The following is a 19,950-nucleotide window of genomic DNA, read 5'->3' on the forward strand; positions in this document are numbered from 1 at the left end:
TTATAAATCAATGGCGAATTTCCTTCGGCTTTTCTTCTTTCTATCATCCATCTCCACCTTACCTTCCTCTCCATTTTCATACTCTCTTTCTCTTTCTCCTTTTTTTCTTCTTTAGAAAAGTGTATAAGCTAACAGTACTTTAGAAAACTAGGTGTGAAAGAATGGAGCGTATCTACAAATATTATCCAGAGGATTTTGGAGAACTGACAGTAAAGGTCATTCATATGGACCTTTTGTTCGATGTTTATGATGATCACACTTATGTGAGTTCGGATCTCAAGGTCAGAACCCTTGGAAAGCCGATAACATCACTTGATCTTAACTGCCGTGATCTCGATATCAAAAAAATTAGCTGCAAAGAATATGATGTTTCTTACGATTACAAGGCAGATGAATACATTCTCTCAATTGAATTCGGCTGCCAGGTTCCGGCAGACACAGAAATTGTGATCCATACGGAAACAATATGCAAACCGACCTGGAACATCCTTGAAGGTCTTTATTATGACGAGACTCCTGCAGGGGCACCGCCACAACAGATAACACAATGCCAGCAGTGGGGATTCCAGCGTATCGTTCCATGCATCGATGACATGACCGCTAAATGTACTTATACTACTACCATCATCGCAGACGAGCGTTATACCAATCTCATAACCAACGGTGATGTTGTGGAGGAAAAAAATTCCGTTGGTAATGGCAGGGCCAGGATCGTCTATGACAATTCCGTTACACCAATGGCAACTTACCTTTTCTTCCTCGGGGTTGGAACTTACCGGACATTTACAAGGGAGTTCGAGTATCCTGATGGGCATACTTTCGATCTTGAGTTGCTGGTGCCGCCGGAATCTGATGTTTATCCAGCAGAAAAGGCACTGGATGTACTCTATGATTCAGTGATGTGGACTTACCTTTTCACAGGTCCTGAGCAGTACACTGACATTGATAAAAGGAAGGAGATATATGATCTGATCCGGGTCCGCGATGCTCTCAAGGCTGAAGGGAAGTCCGATGATCTGGTATTCTTACGGGATGAGCTCAAAAAGCTCGACAGCTCTCTTACGATGGGGTACAAATATACAGGTACTGTCTATCGTGAGATCGGTATGCAAAACTCTGATTTTGGCGGTATGGAGAATGTTGGCAACACCACGATCACGACCAACCGTATCATGCCATATCCGGAAACCACTGATCCCTCATTTGAGTATATGGTGCGTGTCAAGGTCCATGAATATTATCATAATATAAATGGTTCGGAGGTCACAGGCTGGAGTCCGTTCGAGATATGGCTCAACGAAGCAGTGACCGTTCACATCGAGCATCAGTTCCATGCATTTGTCTTCGGAGAGAACTACAGTCGTTTGTCCAACGTTCTTGATCTTCTGGCGCCCGGGGTAGGTACCTTTGCGCTTGACAGTGGTGCTGCTTCCATGTCCATTGTTCCTGAAGGCTTCAATGATCCCAATGACCTGATCACAGCGGTAACGTATGTAAAAGCTCCTGAATTCGTGAGAATGCTTGAAACCCTTATGGGCAAGGAAAATTTTGCCCGTGCTCTTGATATCTATCATACCAAGTTCAGCCATTCTAATGCAAAAGGTTCTGATTGGTTAAAGACCATGGAAGAAGTTTCCGGAATGGATTTTTCCGAAATGTCGGAAACATGGCTAGCACAGACAAAATTCCCAATGGTTCAAATTGATACTTCTTATGATGCGGAAAGCATGTTCTTTACACTGGATATCCATCAGGAAATTCCGGAGGGTGGAAAGCATTGGGAGTTCCCCTTTGTCGCAGCTTTGGTGGATGGAGATGGAAATGATATTGTGGAAATTAATGAATGGATCTCTTCCGAGGATGCTAATATTGCCATAGAGAACGTTGAAGCGCCTGCATTTGTATCTGTAAATCGTGGCTATTCCTTCTATGGGAAGGTCATTCGTGAGGTTTCTGATGAAGAACTTCTTCTGCAGGTAAGGAAGGACAGCGATATGATCAACCGTTTCATTGCCTACTATACACTTGTGGACAGGGAGAAAATGAGATTGCTTGCTGATCCTCAGGCAAAAGTATCTGAAATGTTCATCGAACTGTTCAATGACCTCATTGGTGATGATGTCTTGATGGAAGAGGTGGGTGGTCAGTTCCTTGCCATCTTTGAATCAGTTGAAGATGAAAGATTAGCACATCGTTATCAGATGCTCTATGATGTGAAAAAACGTATCCTTGAAGGCATTGCAAGAAATAACACAGTATCCCTCCTGAATCTTTACCACAAGTACCTGAAGGTGTCGATACCGCAGGATGATACGCTTGAAGAGTATGCTCGTGTTATTAAAGCACGTCAGGTGAAGAACACTGTGTTGCGAATCCTTGCTACCCTTGACACTCCATTTGTGCATCAGTTATGCAATAAGCAGTTTGTTGAAGCATCATGTGCAAGTGACCGGCTTGTAGCATTTGACTGCTACATTAACAGCTCTGCTGAGGACAAGATGGTATTTTTGGAGAATTTCATGGAAGAATCCAGGAAGAACCTTGTTGCATGGGAAGCTTTCCTTTCAATAGTTGCAGGAAATAGTAGTTCCGATGCTGTTTCTCTTGTGAAGAACATTGAGGCTTCAGAGTCCTTCCGCATTGAGCAGGCCAATGATCAGCGCGCTCTATATGGTGGTTTTGGAAGGAACCGGAAGATATCCCTGCAGACGGAAGGTGGGCGTGAACTTCTTCGATCCATTCTGCTTAAACTTGCAGCAGTTAATGAGTATAGCACTACAAATCTTCTCAATGTATTTGCTAACATCGACCTGATGGAAGATGAATATCATGTGCCTTTGGTCTCAATACTTGCAGAGATGCTTGACAGCCTTGATGCAGAGAAAGTTCCAAGTGTCTACAACAGGATCAGAAAGCTGTTACAAGGTGCACCCAATGCAGTGGAAGTTTATGAGGCACAGTTTGGTAAGATCAAAGCAATTTGATGGCTAATTAAAAGGAGAATTCGGGAATATTCTCCTTGCTCTTTTAATTTATGTGGACAAAGTCCAGAACATCCGTAATTCCTGACAATATTATGTCTGCTTGAACTTCATTTGAATGGTGCAGACGATCGCCATAAGCAGCGTAAGCAGTTATCATTCCTAGTTGTCTTGCAGGTTCTATATCACGATGAGGGCTATCTCCTACAAAGATTGCCTGTGATGGTTTGACTTCCAGAAGGTCAAGTGCAAAATGGAAGACTTTATGGTCGGGTTTTTTAGCGCCTGTCATATCGTTGGTCACAATGAAATCAAAATATTCTATTATTTGCATTCTTTCCAGTCTTTTAGTGGCATTGTGGGAGTGGGCATCAGTGACAAGTGCCAGAGAAATTCGTTCTTCTTTCAGGACTTTAAGTGTATGCTTCACTCCGGGATAGAGCACAATAGCTTCCAGCTTTATGGTTTCGTAGATCCTGCAACAGGTCACATAATTATCTTCGGAGTAAAGCCCATTGTCCTGAAGGTAGTCCTTAATGTTCTCAAGATCTTCAAAACCGGGAGTGCCTCGCAGGAAATATCTGAGCATGGCTTCCGGATCTCCTGCACCGAGGTGCTTTACCATTTTTTTGCATGCAGTAAGTTTAGCTTCAAGAAAATCAAATAGGGTGTTGTCCATATCAAAAAGGACAGCCTTTATGTTCCTTTTCATGGGGCAGGATTTCCTCCACTTCAATACTCGAAAAAGGCAAGATATCCGGGTAACCCCAAGTTAAGAATTGGTACTAATATGACAAGTCCCAACCATCGTGACTTGTTGACTGCATATGCTATTTCTCCCCAGATGTAGGCAGCATAAATGATGTTTATAAAAGGTATGAAAAATGGTATCAATGCTATACCTGATAGTCTGCATATTCGTACCATCAGTAGAAGGTTCAGTATCGGTATCCATGCCATCCATACATTTGCTGTCTGTGTCTTTGTAGCAATAACCTGTAATGAATAGGCGAAGTATATGTAGAAAAATAAAGCTGCAAACAAATGTGAGATACCAAATCCCGGGAATAGTAATCCTATATCCATATCATTCACCTATATTCAATAAATTGTCAGATGTTGTATTTATCCATACTGGTGATAATAGCGATACTGGAGATGTTCTATATAGTGTGTATTCTATATGAACGATTATGGGTTCAGCACCGATAAGGGGCTATCTGGAGATCACTTCCGGGTGTATAATATATGGGATGGTGGGCGTATTTCTTGCTTTCATACATGATATGGGTACTCTGCCGATCATATTTTACAAACTTTTGATAGGTATAGTATTCATGCTGTGCTATCTCTACTTTACCGGAAAGACAGGGATCCTGAGGTTGGGTGGGAAAAGGCGTCATCTTATGCTTCTTGGCGTTTTCAAGCTTATGACCATATCTTTCTATTTTACGTGTATCATTTATTCAGGGCTTTCAATAGCAATACTCTTACTATATACTGCACCTATGTATGTGACCTTATTGTCTCCAATCGTACTCAAGGAGAAGCTGACACGGTCTGGTCTTGTCGGACTGGTCCTGTCCATGATCGGGATATTCCTTATTGTGGATCCTGCAACGTTTATTCGCTCTGGTATCGGGGATATTCATTTTATCGGGATTTTGGCTGGTATTCTGTCGGGAATCTCTTTTAGTTGCATTATCATGACCGCCCGTTATGTCAGGGATGAGTATTCCGGCTTTTCACAGTTTTTCTGGGCAACTGCCTTCTGTGTCGTTGTGCTTATTCCATTTGCCCCCACGGTGTCTATTCCGATACTTAGGGAGAACTTCCTGATGCTCCTGCTTTTCGGGTTGGTGAATACAAGTATCAGTGGTGTTCTGTATTTCAATGGCCTTTCAAGGGTTCGGACCCAGGCTGCCAGCATACTTGCAATGTTGGAACCGGTTAGTGGTATCTTTTTTGATTATACTATTCTTCATAATGCGATCTTTGCCGAAACGGTAGTTGGGTGTATGTTCATTATTGCAGGTGCTCTCCTTGCCGTTACTGAACATATTTCATTTGGAAAATATCTTGAATTTGGGACTTGAAATTCTGGTTATATGGGTTTCGATATTGGAATTTTAATTGGATTTTATGCTGGGATTCGACATGGCTATATATGATATTGTTATTTGTTAGTCATATTCTGGTATTATTTGGTATGGAATGCACTTATTGAACATGCCAAAGAATTGCAATAAATAATGTTATATACCAGAAATTGTATATTCAGCGGAGTCGCTTTTGAATTAATAAAAATTTAAAAAGCCACATGGCTGTGTCGGAACGAATGTGTTCCGAGGCTACGGGGTGTTATTTACACCCTTAAGGAGGATATTATATGGCAGACGAAGAAATTAGACATCTGGTTCGTATAATGAATACTGACCTGCAGGGAAGCCAGCGGGTTAAGTACGCATTGACCGGTATCCGTGGTATCGGGTTAAGAGCCTCTCGTGTTATTGTAGATAGTACTGGTGTCGATCCAAATGCAGTGATCGGTTACCTTCCTGATGAGGACGTTGAAAAACTTGATACTGCAATTGCGCAGTTCGAGCAGCACCTTCCTGTATGGATGCTCAACAGGCAGCGAGACCCAACAACCGGGGACAACAAGCATCTTCTTGGTCAGGATATCATTATGACCCTGAAGGAAGACCTTAACAACCTTAAGAAGGCACGCGCATACCGTGGTCTCAGACATGAGAGAGGTCTTAAGGTCAGAGGACAGAGAACCAAGTCCACTGGAAGACGTGGTAGCACCATTGGTGTAAGGAAGAAGAAATAAAGGTGATGCAATATGGTATATCCTGGTAAAAGCACAAAATCTTATGATACACCAAAGCACCCCTGGCAGGCTGCTAGGATGGCAAGCGAGGTTGAGCTCGTCAAAAAGTATGGTCTCCGTAACAAGAGGGAACTTTGGAAATCACACAGTGTACTGAGAAGGTTCAGGGCAGACGCAAGGCGTCTTCTTGCTGAATCTGCAGAAGCTGATCTTACCGGTCATGCAAAGACCGAAGCAGATCAGATCCTTGCAAAACTCATCAGATACTCAATTCTGAAATCTGATTCCAGCATTGATGATATTCTTGGTCTTCAGACCGAGGCTATTCTGGAGCGCAGACTTCAGACACAGGTCCACAGGCTTGGACTTGCCCGCACTGCACGTCAGGCAAGGCAGTTCATCACCCACGGTCACATCTCTATAGATGGGAAGAGGGTAACTGTGCCTGGTATGATGGTCACAAAGGAGCAGGAAATGACAATCGACTACTATGGTAAGTCACCTATTTCCAAGGAAGCTCACCCTGAAAGACCTGCACAGATCGCATCATCACTCGTTGAGGAATAAGGAGGAGTAAAATATGGCAAACGGAATCTGGGGTGTTGCAAACATCAAATGTTCATTTAACAACACGATCATCACCGTGACAGATCTCACCGGTGCAGAAACCATCGCAAAATCCTCTGGTGGAATGGTTGTAAAGGCAGCAAGGGATGAAAGCTCCCCATACACTGCTATGCAGATGGCAAGCCAGCTTGCAGATATTCTTAAAGACAAGGGTATCGAGGGTGTTCACATCAAAGTAAGGGCACCTGGAGGAAACAAGCAGAGAAGTCCGGGTCCGGGCGCACAGGCCGCGATCAGGGCATTTGCAAGAGCAGGCGTCAGGATCGGAAGGATCGAAGACGTTACACCAGTACCCCATGATGGAACTCGTCCAAAAGGCGGAAGGCGTGTATAATCACAAAGAACAGAGGTTTTCCAATGGAAATAGATATACTTGAGTTATCCGATAGGTCAGCAAAGTTCATTTTATCAGACACTACTGCAGCTTTTGCAAATGGTGTCCGTAGGGCAATGCTTGCCGATGTACCGACGCTAGCGATCGATGACGTGAATATCTATAATAATACTTCTGTTCTGTATGACGAGCAGCTGGCATTGAGGTTGGGTTTGATCCCCCTCACATCCAGTCTTGAGGACTTTGTGCCGCAGGATAAGTGTACCTGTGAAGGTAATGGCTGTCCTGCATGTACTGTCTCTCTGACTCTCAGCGCCGAAGCAGGTGAAGAGGGGCAGGTCATCGTTCATTCCGGTGACATTGTTTCATCTGACCCTAACGTACAACCAGCAGACAAGAATATCCCTATAATTGATCTCAGGACCGGCCAGAAGGTTGTGCTTGAGGCAATTGCTCACATGGGTTATGGAAACGAGCATGCAAAATGGCAGGCAGGCGTTGCTTGCGGCTATAAGAACATGCCAGTTATAACCTTTGAGGGATGTGACAGGTGCGGCATATGCGTCAACGCATGCCCAAGAAACATAATTCAGCTAGGTGAAGAGACTGCTGAGATCTCCAAAGATGATCTTCTCAAGTGCTCATTATGCAGATTATGTCAGGATTCATGTGATATAGATGCTATTACCGTTGGTGTGGATGAAAGATCTTTCATTTTCACGATGGAATCCGATGGTTCCTACACTGCTCAACAGTTAATCTTAAATGCAGTGAATACGATTAAGGGAAAAGCCTCTGAGATGCAGGGCATCTTAGATACACTGTAAATTGGAAATGCCAATTTCCTTTTTACTTTATTTAATTTCATAAGCATCCCGCGTGCGGGGGTTGCCCAGCCAGGCCAAAGGCGCTAGGTTGAGGGCCTAGTCTCGTAGGAGTTCGTGTGTTCGAATCACACCTCCCGCACCATACTACTTTCCGGTAAAGACCGGAACAATACGGTCCTGAGATCTTTCAGGATAGTAACTCGATAACTTAACAACAACCACTTTGCGGGGGTTGCCCAGCCAGGCCAAAGGCGCTAGGTTGAGGGCCTAGTCTCGTAGGAGTTCGTGTGTTCGAATCACACCTCCCGCACCATACTACTTTCCGGTAAAGACTGGAACAATACGGTCCTGAGATCTTTCAGTATGGTAACTCGATAACTTAACAACAACCACTTTGCGGGGGTTGCCCAGCCAGGCCAAAGGCGCTAGGTTGAGGGCCTAGTCTCGTAGGAGTTCGTGTGTTCGAATCACACCTCCCGCACCATTTTCATATTCTCTCGTTTACTACACATCTTTTTAATGGCTTGGAGTCTACTTTATCTATTATTAGTAATTTTGAATATTACTTTATTATCTATTTTTGGATGGATTTTTTGTTTCAATTTGACCTCCTCAACATTGGGTGGGTAATTAATATTTTTATTTTCCAATATTTGGACTTCAACATTTGTGGGAAATTAAAAATGTGGGTGTGGCAAGACAATCTCTTGAAAAATGGTATTATTGGGGGAACACACAGCAATATCAATGACGTTATCACGTTAACAAAGATAATAAAAAAGAATTCTCATGGAATTTTGGAATCAATTAAGCAAAGTATTCGTAATGGTGGTGTTGAAGGGTTAAAGAACAGATCTAACTTTCTTTTAAGGGGTCGTACGGGTGAAGACTGGGGTGTATGTGGATATGATGTTTTTCTTGATGGCTGGTAACTCAGTTTACTCGCACGATCTTAAAGGGGACAACAGTTTTAATATGTATATTTAAAAAGTAGACTGAATACTTTTATTTTTTTCATATTCTGGATACTGTAATACAAAATGGTACTTCTGTATATCATGTTCGATTTTTTTAATATTATTTTCATCTACTATAATTCTAATTATACTTGTTTATCTTAAAAGTATAGTATTTTAGTGGTTCAAGATCATCACTTTTGTGCGATGTGTGCTTTCACAATGCTTCTTGTGATATACTTGTTTTATATGTACTTCTAAATCATTTATATATGCATTAGTATATTTGTATATATTAGTATCATTAATTACTTTTCTTATTTATTCAGCTACTTATATCTATGTTATTTATATTAGTCGCTAATTTTTTAAATCTTGTATATACGTTTTTTATTTTTATATATAGGAACTTTTAAATGTAATTACTGCGATTTATGTCTGAATAGTACAGCTAATCTTTGTTAGAAGGATGTGTGAACTTAATGAATAATAAAAATATTTTAGCAATAATGAGCGGTTTGCTCGTGTGCCTGTTGCTTGCAGGCACAGCTGTTGCTGCTGATCCTGTGGTGCTTAGTGCTACCACTATGGATGCAGATGGCAATGGTCATATAGATGCATATGATATCACTTTTGATATTGGAATTACCGAATTCAACGACTCCAAATGTGTTGTTGAAGGATATACTGTTGAGGGCAATGTGACAGATGGATCTGTATCTGTAATCCTCAATTTAACAGAAATTGAAGACTATGACACCGGTGCTCTTCCTGCGTTAACAGTAGATGGCATTGATGTCGAGGAGTTCGATGGTGCTGCACCTGTCCTTTTATCCGCAACTACTGTGGATGGAGATGGTGACAACAAGGTCGATGGATATGACATGATCTTCACCGAGCCTCTTGATCTTACCTCTGTGACAACAGACAAATGGGATTTCAATTATGATGGTCGTACTTCTTATTCTCTTGACTATGCAGAGTTTGAAACTGTTGTTTATATGACTTTCACAGAAGATCCTGATGCATTCGATACCAGTTCAACCCCATACCTGGAAACAGTAGGTGAAGTTGATGACCTTCACGGCAACGACCTCGCTCTGGGAGAAATAATAGGAATTGATGGTGTATCTCCTGTTATCGCTGATGCTTACTCTGATGCTACCGAGGAAGGAGTTCTTAGAACTGGTGACTCAATCACTTTCACAATAGAGCTCGTAGATTCTATGGATGTTGAGCTTTTTGCTGAAGCTGAAGCAAATGCAAGTTCTTCTACTTACAACGGCGCTGAGCTTGTCTGGTACCAGGATGAACTTTCAGGTCTTATCACTGCAATATACACTGTAGGTGCTGACGATGCAGATCAGACAACTCCTCTCCAGCTCTTCAACATCAATGTAACTGATGCAGAAGGCAACACAGCTGCTAACGTAGATATCACAGATGTCCAGAAGATAATCGATGCTAACGCACCGGTAGTCCTCAACGCAACAACATGTGATCTTAACAACAATGGTAAGATCGATGCTTACAAGATCATTTTTAGTGAAGCCGTCAATGACTATAGCTATGTTGATTGTGCTGTTGCTGGTTACTCTGTACTTGGTGGAGATACTGGTGAAACAGCAAACGACAGCATACTTTATCTTATCTTTGAGGAGGGCGGTTCTTATGACACCAATGTTCTTCCAAACATAACAGCACTTGAGGGTGCAATCTCTGATCTTGCAGGCAACGGTATTGCTGCAGTAGGAAATGACAATATTACGGAAGAAGACGGTGCAGCTCCTGCAATTATCTCTGTTGGATCTATAGCATACAATGATGATGGTGGACCTGCAGAAGATGTCCTTGGTCTGAACGACTGGATCAACTTCACTGTAACACCTTCAACTAAAGATGATGTAGATTTCATCAACACTTCCACCTTCAATGGTGTGGAACTTGTCTGGACCGAAGAATTGGATGGAACCTGGACTGCAACATACACTGTACTTGAAGGTCACACAAGCAGCATGGATGCGCAGCTTACAGGCGTTTTCGCAACAGATGAATTCGGTAATGCTGGTCTTGAGAATGTAGATGAAGCTACTTACATCATCAACGCAGGCGGTCCAATGATTATGGAAGCATTCACTATGGATGCAAACTACAATGGCCTGATCGATGGTTACAACGTTACATTCATTGATGCTATCAATGACAGCACTCTCAACATCACCAACTGGAATGTTGAAGGTCACACAATCCTCAGCTGGGACACCGGCGAGGCAGCAGACGATTCAAACCTCTTCGTATACTTCGATGAGATCGCTGCAGACAACACAGCTGCACTTCCAAACCTTACAATCCCTAACCCAGAGGTTGCAGATCTGGATGGCGATGTGCTTAACGGAGCTTTCTGCGATGAGGAAGGTATTGTAGAGTCCGATGGTGCAGCACCAGTATTGATGTATGCTTATGTCGATTCAGATGACTCTTATGGATGCGAGGGATACGAAATCGATGTTAACTTCAGTGAAGATGTAACTGGAATTGAAGGAAACGTCTCCTTTAAAGAAGGATACGAATCTCTGTATTATGATGGGTATATTATCCATATGTCGTCATATGAAGGAACCTTATGGGCATTCGATTACGATGGACAGCTCCAGACTGGTGACTCTCCTGAGATTACCGCTATCAATAACATGATGGATGCTGAAGGAAATGCTGCAGTGCTCTATGGTGACTCCGGTGTAGTAGTCAACACTTTCAGGAAAGAGATTGTAGCAGGTTACAACTTTATCTCCTTCCCAATAGCTGATGAGGGTACTGTAACCCTTGCAGATGTTGGTCTGGATATCGATGCAGTAGAGTCTGTATGGACATACAACCCACAGGATGGCTGGGTTTTCTCAATTGATGGTAGCTTTGAGGTCGAAGGTGGAGTTGGATACATCGTTGTTGCAACTGATGATTTCATCCTTGCTCCGAATGTAAACAACTATCCTGCTGAGTTCGAAAGTCCTGCATTGACCACTGTCTATGAAGGCTGGAACCTTGTGGGTCATTACAAGGCACATGACCAGTGCACCTATGGTGCTTTTGAAACTCTTATGCCAATGAATCCAATTGATACTGCTAGCCTTAATTCAGTAATGTATGAACAGAGGACTGCTGGAGAGCTTGGTCTTAGGGAGCTTAATGCATTTTCTGATGATGACCGCGATGTTGTCACCGGTAATGCTTACTGGATCAATGTGGACTGTGAAGATGGATACTCTGTAGGATCATCTTACGGATACTGGTTCGGGCTCTAAGGTGAAAAAATGAGAACGACAAACGTTGTTCTCATTGCCATTTTTCTTTTTTTGGCCAGTGTAACCATGGCGGCTGGAGCCGGTGAATTTCCGGGGTCTCCTCATGGTGTCTATGGGCAAATAATTGATACAGATGGCAATGGGATCCAGGGTGTAAATGTTCAATTCGTGTATGGTGGCGACACGGTGGCATCTAAAATTACTGATGCAGACGGTCACTATAAAGTAGACATAGCAGGAATTGATGAAGGTGAACTCGTTTCCATGTATGTGGAAGGTGGGGACACTGGTGAATCATTTACCTTTGAAGCATTTACAACAACTGAGATCAATTATGTATTGGATGGTGTCTGGGGAGACGACCCTCATGAAGTATCCGGTTACATAACTGATGCAGATGGCAACGGAGTAGATGGTGCTGAAGTTCAGTTCAAGGACGGCGGTACTACTATTATCGCTTCTGAGTTCACTAACTCCACAGGGTATTACGAAGTATCTATATCCGGAGTTGTTGAAGGTTCCACACTCTACATGTACGTTGATGATGGCGATGGGGCTACATATACTCGAAAAACGATCATATTCACACCTGGTCATGTTGACCAACTCAATTATCAGATTGAGGCAGATGGGGATAATGGCGGTTCTTCCGGTAGCAGTAGTGGTTCCTCCGGTGGCGGAGGCGGTGGTGCTACAGGTGAAGCCTTTGAGAACATCGCTTCAAAGGAAGCTCAGCTTCAGACAGTAACATCAGGTTCAAATGTCAGATACGAGTTTAGTAATGGTGACAACCCTATAACCTTTATCCAGTTTAAGGCAACAACCAATTCCGGACAGATCAAGGCGCTTATTGAGATCCTGAAGGGCACTTCTGCACTTGTGGATGAAGATGCACCGGGTAAGGTCTACAAATACCTCAACATCTGGATGGGCAATGCTGCCTTTAATAGTGACAACATGGAAAACCCTGTTGTCGGTTTCAAAGTAAGCAAAAAATGGATGAATGACAATGGTATAACTCCTGCAGCAATAGCTATGTTCCACCATGATGGCGGATGGAAACAACTGGAAACCACTTTGACTGATGAAGATGATGAATTCTTCTACTTCGAGGCAGAGACAACCGGTTTCTCACCATTTGCGATATCTGCTGTGGAAATGGAAACTACTCAGGACACAAAACCAGTTCCATCAGGTGATGATACTCCTGCTGATGATCCATCATATGGGGAAGAAGAGCCAGAAACCACTAACGGTTTACCTGGGTTCAGCTCACTTCTTATGATCGGTGTTCTTGGTATGGTTTATGCCATATTTGGAAGAAAGGACTAAGTGCGGTAATTATTACTGCACTTCTTTTTTTATTTTTGTGGGTACTTTTATAAAATCTATCATTTTCTTTAAATTTGCCGTCAATTCTCTCGGTCCGATACTTCATATCAGGTCTTAGGTGCCAACGACCAAATAAATTAATATTTTCGGGCAATGAAAATTTCAAATAAAAATAAATGGTGATGCAAAAGCATCTCTCTGGTTGTTTAATTACTGATCTTCTTCTCATTCGTCTTCTTCAATGTGCTCAGCAACACCCATTACAACAATCTTTGTTTCTATCAGTGTATCCGAACCTTCAAGGATCACTTCATCCTTCTTGATGTCGATCTTCACTGAATCCGGGTCAAGGCCTGCTTCTTTCATGTATTCATAGATAGTATCTTTTCCAAGCTTGAGTGCGTGTTCCAGTGCTTCTTCATACTCATAGAAGTTCTCTCTTCCTTTTTCGGAATAAACATAGAACTCCCAGTCTGGTGCTGCCATGGACACCGGGCGTATCAGTATCTCAAACCTTCTGATTCCCTTTGCAGCCAATGCGCCTGCAGCATTGCCCACATTTGCGAAATCCGGTAAGATGATCTCTGCATCGATAAGATTCTTCATCTCTTCAAGATATGCTATCACAGGCCCACCTATCAGCACCACCGGTACATGTACCTTGAACTGGATCGGTGATTCTGCATCGAATATATTGCGTATCTCTTCTCTTGATATCTTTTCGAGGAAGAATGAAACAAGGTCTGCTGCCATGTTCTTGGCAAATTCTCTCTTTACATAGGCGGCGAACTCATCTCCTTCCATCTTATAAAGGGGGGCCAGGTGCTCTGCACCGATGCGTGAAGCCTCAGCATTATATTCCGTATACTCTCCAAGCACATGCAGGGCGTCCGTGGGTGTGAAGCTAATGGGTTGTATCAGCCTTTTCTGCATGAGGGTATCCAGATGTTTTGATGCCGGGTATTTGTTAATACGGGAACGTATCTCCTTGAGGGATGTTGGTTCGGCAGGAATGGCATTGAGGATTTCTGTTTCCAGTTCGGTCAGCTCGAGTGGTTCATAGTCTGTCCTTATGTAGAACTTGGTGGGCTGGAAGTTTCTTCCCAGTAAAGCTTTGGAAGGCATTGGGTTGGTCGCGATCTGCTCGAGGAATTTTGGGAACTGTGCTGCTGCCCTACATAGTGGTATGACCCTTCGCGGTCCGAAGTTTACCTTTCCTGAACCGATCCAGATATCACTGTCACCTCCGAGCGCAGAGGTTTCCATCCTTATGGCCTTGACCCTTGTCTTCCATCCACCTACAACAGCACCGGATTCACTCATTTCCGGTACGCCTTCTCTTATAACTGACACGTCAGTACTTGTTCCGCCGACATCAATAACTGCACAGGTATCCCTCTTTGAAAGGAAGGATGCGCCTACCAGACTTCCTGCAGGACCTGAGAAGATGGACTCTATCGGCTTTTCCACTGCACTCTTTATTCCGGTTACTGACCCGTCACATTTGAGCATGAATATCTTGGCTTTCATACCTCTGTTCCTTATCTCAGTTTCCACACTGGACATGAACTTCTCTGTTATGGGCAACAACTGGGCGTTAAAGAACGCCGTCACCGCTCTCTCAAATGCGCCCAGGTCCTGCGATAATTCATGTGCACATACTACTGGCATTCCGGTGGTCTTCTTGATTATCTCTTTGACCCTTAGCTCATGCTGGTGGTTTCGAATACTGAAATACGAGGAAACAGCAAAAGCTGAAACATTTTCTTTTGCCTTTTGGGCAAATTCCCTTACTGCATTTTCATCAAGTGGCTCTGCTTCACCGCCCTTGTGGTTGTGTCCACCTTTGACTTGTACAAAATATTCTGTGGGCAGGTCAGTGCTGATAAAATAGTCTCCTACAAGGATGAGTCCCACAGGGAATCCTGTACCTTCCAGGATCGTGTTGGTGGAAAGTGTGGTGGATACTGATACAACATCCACTTCTGAAAGTATGTCCTGATCAACTCCGTCGAGAGCTTCCCTTATGCCATCAAGTGGGTCCGGGTATGTCGTCAAAGCTTTGTAGGAAGCAATTATGGCATCATCTGAGCTTCTTACAACAACAGCATCTGTATAAGTGCCTCCGGCATCAATTCCAAGATTTAGTTTCATGCTGATCTCCATTCCTATGAATCGTATCCATATCAAAGTTCCTTAAGCCTGTAATCTGAATAAAGCATATTTTCGATCTTATGCGGGTTCTTTCTCATTGATATAAGTCGTGTCTTGCCATATCTCCCCATGCTTCGGACAGGTGCGGAAATAATTCCTTTCATATCAAATTCTGAGACTATTCCTGAAACGCTGGTGCGCCCCAGGGGGTTAGTGCCTATCTGATCACAAAAGTTCCTGTAGAGCATTTCAATCTGGCCGGTTGTGATCTTATCGTTCAGTTCTCTGGTCAATTTGATGATGCTAAGCAGTACAAGTTTGGAATGTATTGGAAGATTTTCCAGTGAACTTACAAGATAGTTTTCTCCCATCTCTTCATTTGCGAGTATCACATGGTTCTCAGTAACTTTTTCTGCATTCGACGTATCTGCGATGTCCCCTGCCCTTTCTAAGAATCTCAGGGCTTTTCCTGGGTCATGTTCTTCTCCGGATAGCTCTGCACACAACGGGACCACTTCTTTGTCAAGAATATCTTCCTCAAACGCAATGGAAGAGCGGCTATTCAGTATCTGCTCGATCTGAACCCTGCTATATGGGGGATATACAATGTTCCTGTGTTGAAGTGATGAAACGATATTCTGATCAATTCTCCCCGAAAAGAACATGTCATCAGTAATTCCAATGATGCCTACGAATATATCATCTTCGATGCTCATATTCTCGCCGGCGTGGCTGAGGTCGTAGAGTATGCTGTGGTTCTTCAGCGCTTCGATCTCATCAAAGACCACAATTATTGTAGTTCTCTTTTCATTCAGTGCTTTCCATAGCGCTCTATAATATTTCCCCATGGAAAGCCCCGTCTTTGGGATTTCTGTTTCAGGGGATACTCGGTTCAGTATTTCAAGTATGATCTTGCTGGTAGTGCTGATCTTCCGGCAGTTAATAAAGACGGGAACAACATTGATCCCTTCTTTCTCAATGGTCCCGGTAAGCTGCTTTAGAACAAATCTCACAACAGTTGTCTTACCGGTTCCTTTATTTCCAGATATCAGGGCATTTATAGGTTCCCCATGGTGGAGTACTGGTCTGATCAGGGAAACTACGTCCTTTACCTGCTCTTCTCTTCCGACAAGCTGTTCCGGAAGATACTGTGGGGATAGCACAGACCTGTTCCTGAATATCCGTATTCCGTTTATTCCGAAAATATCATTCATGATGATTCCACTGATCTTATTCGATGCCACAGTATTCACTAACCTCTGCAAAAATGCCTTTGTAGAGGGTCATATATTCGTCTGTGGGTCTCATCTCATATTCCGACTTTACATTGTAACATTCTCTGAAAGGCTTACCTTCCGGAGCATGTGCCAGCAAGTTCTCATATTTTTTGTATATTTTTCGGACAGCTTCATCTGCTTCTGCAAGTGACAGGTTTGTGGCCATGTGTGCAACTTCTCCCATGAATCGGGATTCAAGTCCTGTGGAGTGGTCTGCACCTGCTCCGCGAGCCCCTACCGGTCCTATTAGCATGTCCCTTCCGGAAACAGTATCTCCAATGGCCTGTGCAGCGGTCTCATAGAACATCATGTCAGTGCAGCATCCTGCAAGGTTCCAGTAATATCGTGCTGTGTAGTGGTGCATGTTGCGTGAGACTGCAATAGAAGATATGTTAGATCCCCACATGATTTCCTTTGTTGAGGATGAATTTGTATTCACATGCACGGCACCTGACACGTGCACACTTGCACCGGTGAGTATCTTCGACTGGATGGTCTCTGCTACATCAACGATAGCAAGTCCTTCAGGTGTGCCTATACCTGTTCCTCCAAAGACTGGACATTGTCCGCTCAGGAAATGATTGCCATGTTCAAGGTGGAATATGGACTTGTAGAATGTCTCATAGTCAGTTTTAAGCTCATCCAGCTGATATACTTCCTGAACATCTGCACTGGAATAAAGTTCATCAGAAGATACCAGCATATATGCTGGCGAGATTGTTGGTGTTCCCGGCCCCATCAATGCAAGGCCTTCACGTCCTGCAAGTTTTGTTGCAAGCCTCTCCTCTCTCGCTTCTTTTAGGGCGGCAAGCATCTCGAAAGGTGTTTTACCGCGTATTCCTTTTCCCCCCATCTTTTCCAGGGCGCCTGCATAGAGACCCTGCACTATGGGCTCCATGGCTGAGCTTAAGTGAACTTCAAGGAAGTTCTCCTCGGAAACCGTACCTCCCATGGGACCCCCGATTATGACTGGTGGTTCAGAGTCCATTGTGTATCTGAATGGAACTATGACCTTTTCCTTCAGCCTTCCGATCTCAAGCATCTCGGAGGTGTTCAGGGCTTTGATGATATCCTCTTCGTCTATCTTTATTGTTTTCTTGGTGTCGATACAATAGATTCCCTGGGATGTCAAAAGCTGGACCGCAGCTTCAAATACCGAGTCTGCAAGGCTCGTATCAGTTGGTACGATACTCTCGCCATCATATTTGATATCATATTCCTCTGCCAGTTCCTGTGATCTCATAAACACTTCCATGTCATGTTTTTCTTCGGCCTTTTCTTCCCCTGTGGTGGCATATTTGAGGTATTTGTAGATATTGTTCATAATATTGACTCCTTTGTTTTTCATTCGTGGTTTTATTTTTGTTTTATGACAATTCCATGCAAATGCAGTATATACCTTAATTGACATGGAACTTCTTATATAGTTTTCCATTTTTTCCGCTTTGTCCGAAAAATCGATTTGTCCGAATATTCAAACTTTTGTCCGAATATTCATGTTTTTGTCCGATAATTCACATTTTTGACCGAAAAATGATTCAAATAGATGCAAAGTTGTTGATGTTTTCCCATGGAGATTACCAAAACCAGGATCACATCCAGTTGACAAAAGTCCGTTAGCTCCTACTCTTATATTCTACATTTTTTAAGCAAATGCGCTATTGGTTCAACATCTATATTCACACAGTTAACATATTTATCCGATGTATTCATATACACCCAATTAAAATATATTGTCAATGTTGGGGAGTTGTAATAGATGCAAATAAAATCATACCGTATATTTTGCATTGCAATGGTAATTGGTTTTTTGACTATGGTCACAGGTAGTGCGGTGGCAGATACGATTATTGTCGGCGATAGTGGGATTGCAGATTATACTACCATACAAGCAGCCATCGACGCTGCAAACAATGGTGATACTATCCTTGTTAATCCTGGGAAGTATTCAGAAAACGTTGATGTAGATAAGGAGTTAACAATAATAGCAGAATCTGGAAATCCAGATGATACGACTGTTCAAGCCGTAAACCCAGATGATCCTGTATTTCATGTAACTGTAAATAACGTGACAATCAGCGGATTTAATGTGACAGGTGCTAATGGCACTGAAAAAAACAGTCCTGCCTATGGAATATATCTTGAGGGTGCTCCTCAATTTGTTATCGCTAATGATGGCGAAGTCCAGAGTTGTATCATTACTAACAATAGATTGTTCAACAATAGCATAGGTGTCTGTTTGGAGGACTCCAGCAACAATATACTGAGTAATAATACTGCATCAGGCAACGATTTTGCCATTTTTTTGTCGAGTTCCAACAACAGTGAACTGAGCAATAATGATGTGGTGAACAACTATGGTGGCATTGCTATGCTTGGAGGCTCTAATAACACATTTAACAATAACAACATTTCGAACAACAGTTATGGTATTGTTTTGGTCATTTATAGCAACAACAATACGTTTATCAATAACAGAGCTTCGGACAACGAATATGGTATCTACATTAGAGAAGCCTCAAATCTCACGCTTATAAATAACACTGCAAGCTTCAACAAACGTGACGGTATCTACCTTGATCGTTCCTATTACAATGTGCTGGAAGGCAACACAGCAAATTCAAACGGAGAACATGGAATCTATCTTAATGATTTTTCCTGGGGCAATTATCTGGGAAACAACACTGCTTCGAATAATGAGCATGGCATCCTGTTGTATTATTACAGCGACCATAACTCATTGATCAATAATACTGTAAATTCGAACGAACAATATGGTATCTATCTGAATGAAACCAGTAACAACAGTATCGAGGGAAACACTGCAAACTCGAACAAAGTGCATGGGATATACCTGAAGTCTTCCACATTTAACATCATCATTAATAATACTGCAAACTTGAATGGCTATCACGGCATCAATCTCAATCAATCCAATAATAAAAGAGTGAATACCAATGTCGTAACACACGATTTCAAATATTGCAAGTTCCTTGAAGATTCCAGTAACAATAACACTGTGAGTGGAAATTATTTGATTGACAATGGCAAAGGTCTCGTTGCAAATGTTTCTGAAAATAACATTGGTATCAACTATATCAACGATAGGGGAATTGCTGAAATGCCTTTCATCAGTTCCGTGTTGACCTTGATCATGTTGGGAATTGCATTTATGATTATGAGAAGAGAATGAGATGTGTCGGGCTTAATTAAAAAACTGTTGAGAGGGTGACAGTTAAAACAAGGGAGATTGGCGTTTTTACTTTTTGACCGAAAATTTATGTTGTTGTCCGATAAATACCCTATTTTTCGGACAAAGCAGAT

14 protein-coding genes, 3 tRNA genes and 1 pseudogene are annotated in these 19,950 nt (G+C 42.6%); 13 read left to right on the forward strand and 5 right to left on the reverse strand.

The window, feature by feature from the left end:
* Window positions 1-161: 161 nt before the first annotated feature.
* Window positions 162-2,984, forward strand: coding sequence for a M1 family metallopeptidase (locus LI82_RS01910; RefSeq protein ID WP_048193279.1), 2,823 nt, complete (start codon window positions 162-164; stop codon window positions 2,982-2,984).
* A gap of 43 nt (window positions 2,985-3,027) precedes the next feature.
* Here LI82_RS01910 and LI82_RS01915 read toward each other — a convergent pair whose 3' ends face one another.
* Both LI82_RS01915 and LI82_RS01920 read right to left on the reverse strand, forming a co-directional pair.
* Entirely contained in the window at window positions 3,028-3,693 is a 666-nt protein-coding gene (locus tag LI82_RS01915) for an HAD family hydrolase (RefSeq protein WP_048193280.1), read from the reverse strand.
* Between the two features lie 20 nt (window positions 3,694-3,713).
* Entirely contained in the window at window positions 3,714-4,067 is a 354-nt protein-coding gene (locus tag LI82_RS01920; RefSeq protein ID WP_048193281.1) for a DUF5684 domain-containing protein, read from the reverse strand.
* Window positions 4,068-4,174: 107 nt separating this feature from the next.
* Between LI82_RS01920 and LI82_RS01925 the strand changes: the two genes are divergently transcribed.
* From LI82_RS01925 to LI82_RS12335, 11 genes and pseudogenes are all read left to right on the forward strand, one after another.
* Window positions 4,175-5,077 (forward strand): DMT family transporter, encoded by a 903-nt coding sequence (locus tag LI82_RS01925; protein ID WP_048193282.1) that lies wholly within the window; start codon window positions 4,175-4,177, stop codon window positions 5,075-5,077.
* A gap of 293 nt (window positions 5,078-5,370) precedes the next feature.
* Window positions 5,371-5,817: a 30S ribosomal protein S13 gene (locus LI82_RS01930; RefSeq protein ID WP_048193283.1), complete on the forward strand. Its 447-nt coding sequence runs from the start codon at window positions 5,371-5,373 to the stop codon at window positions 5,815-5,817.
* Window positions 5,818-5,829: 12 nt separating this feature from the next.
* The gene (locus LI82_RS01935) at window positions 5,830-6,384 is read left to right on the forward strand and encodes a 30S ribosomal protein S4 (protein WP_048193284.1); all 555 of its coding nucleotides are present in this window, start codon (window positions 5,830-5,832) and stop codon (window positions 6,382-6,384) included.
* A 13-nt stretch (window positions 6,385-6,397) separates the two neighbouring features.
* Window positions 6,398-6,778: a 30S ribosomal protein S11 gene (locus LI82_RS01940; RefSeq protein ID WP_048193285.1), complete on the forward strand. Its 381-nt coding sequence runs from the start codon at window positions 6,398-6,400 to the stop codon at window positions 6,776-6,778.
* A 23-nt stretch (window positions 6,779-6,801) separates the two neighbouring features.
* On the forward strand, window positions 6,802-7,605 hold the full coding sequence (locus LI82_RS01945; protein WP_048193286.1) for a DNA-directed RNA polymerase subunit D: 804 nt from the start codon (window positions 6,802-6,804) through the stop codon (window positions 7,603-7,605).
* Between the two features lie 54 nt (window positions 7,606-7,659).
* Window positions 7,660-7,747 (forward strand) — tRNA-Leu (locus LI82_RS01950).
* Between the two features lie 83 nt (window positions 7,748-7,830).
* A tRNA-Leu gene (locus LI82_RS01955) sits at window positions 7,831-7,918 on the forward strand.
* Between the two features lie 83 nt (window positions 7,919-8,001).
* Window positions 8,002-8,089, forward strand: a tRNA-Leu gene (locus LI82_RS01960).
* 174 nt (window positions 8,090-8,263) lie between these two features.
* A pseudogene (locus tag LI82_RS13340) lies at window positions 8,264-8,592 on the forward strand (transposase); the annotation flags it as partial.
* 451 nt (window positions 8,593-9,043) lie between these two features.
* Window positions 9,044-11,863, forward strand: a complete 2,820-nt coding sequence (locus LI82_RS01970; protein ID WP_048193288.1) for a hypothetical protein — start codon at window positions 9,044-9,046, stop codon at window positions 11,861-11,863.
* A 9-nt stretch (window positions 11,864-11,872) separates the two neighbouring features.
* Window positions 11,873-13,195 carry a PGF-pre-PGF domain-containing protein gene (locus LI82_RS12335; protein WP_052402656.1) on the forward strand — a complete coding sequence of 441 codons (1,323 nt, stop codon included), beginning with the start codon at window positions 11,873-11,875 and terminating at the stop codon, window positions 13,193-13,195.
* A 225-nt stretch (window positions 13,196-13,420) separates the two neighbouring features.
* On the opposite strand, the gene LI82_RS01980 is transcribed toward LI82_RS12335, so the two are convergent.
* Genes LI82_RS01980 through LI82_RS01990 form a run of 3 tightly spaced genes read right to left on the reverse strand, consistent with a single transcriptional unit; the run spans window position 13,421 to window position 17,950 of the window.
* Window positions 13,421-15,349 (reverse strand): hydantoinase/oxoprolinase N-terminal domain-containing protein, encoded by a 1,929-nt coding sequence (locus LI82_RS01980; protein WP_048193340.1) that lies wholly within the window; start codon window positions 15,347-15,349, stop codon window positions 13,421-13,423.
* Between the two features lie 32 nt (window positions 15,350-15,381).
* Complete coding sequence (locus LI82_RS01985) at window positions 15,382-16,563, reverse strand: Cdc6/Cdc18 family protein (RefSeq protein WP_135607284.1); 1,182 nt, start codon at window positions 16,561-16,563, stop codon at window positions 15,382-15,384.
* 16 nt (window positions 16,564-16,579) lie between these two features.
* Window positions 16,580-17,950 carry a monomethylamine:corrinoid methyltransferase gene (locus LI82_RS01990; RefSeq protein ID WP_048193290.1) on the reverse strand — a complete coding sequence of 457 codons (1,371 nt, stop codon included), beginning with the start codon at window positions 17,948-17,950 and terminating at the stop codon, window positions 16,580-16,582.
* 435 nt (window positions 17,951-18,385) lie between these two features.
* On the opposite strand from LI82_RS01990, the gene LI82_RS01995 reads away from it, so the two are divergent.
* Window positions 18,386-19,819, forward strand: a complete 1,434-nt coding sequence (locus LI82_RS01995) for a NosD domain-containing protein (protein WP_048193291.1) — start codon at window positions 18,386-18,388, stop codon at window positions 19,817-19,819.
* Window positions 19,820-19,950 lie beyond the last annotated feature (131 nt).

This window comes from Methanococcoides methylutens (genome assembly GCF_000765475.1).
Taxonomy (GTDB): domain Archaea; phylum Halobacteriota; class Methanosarcinia; order Methanosarcinales; family Methanosarcinaceae; genus Methanococcoides; species Methanococcoides methylutens.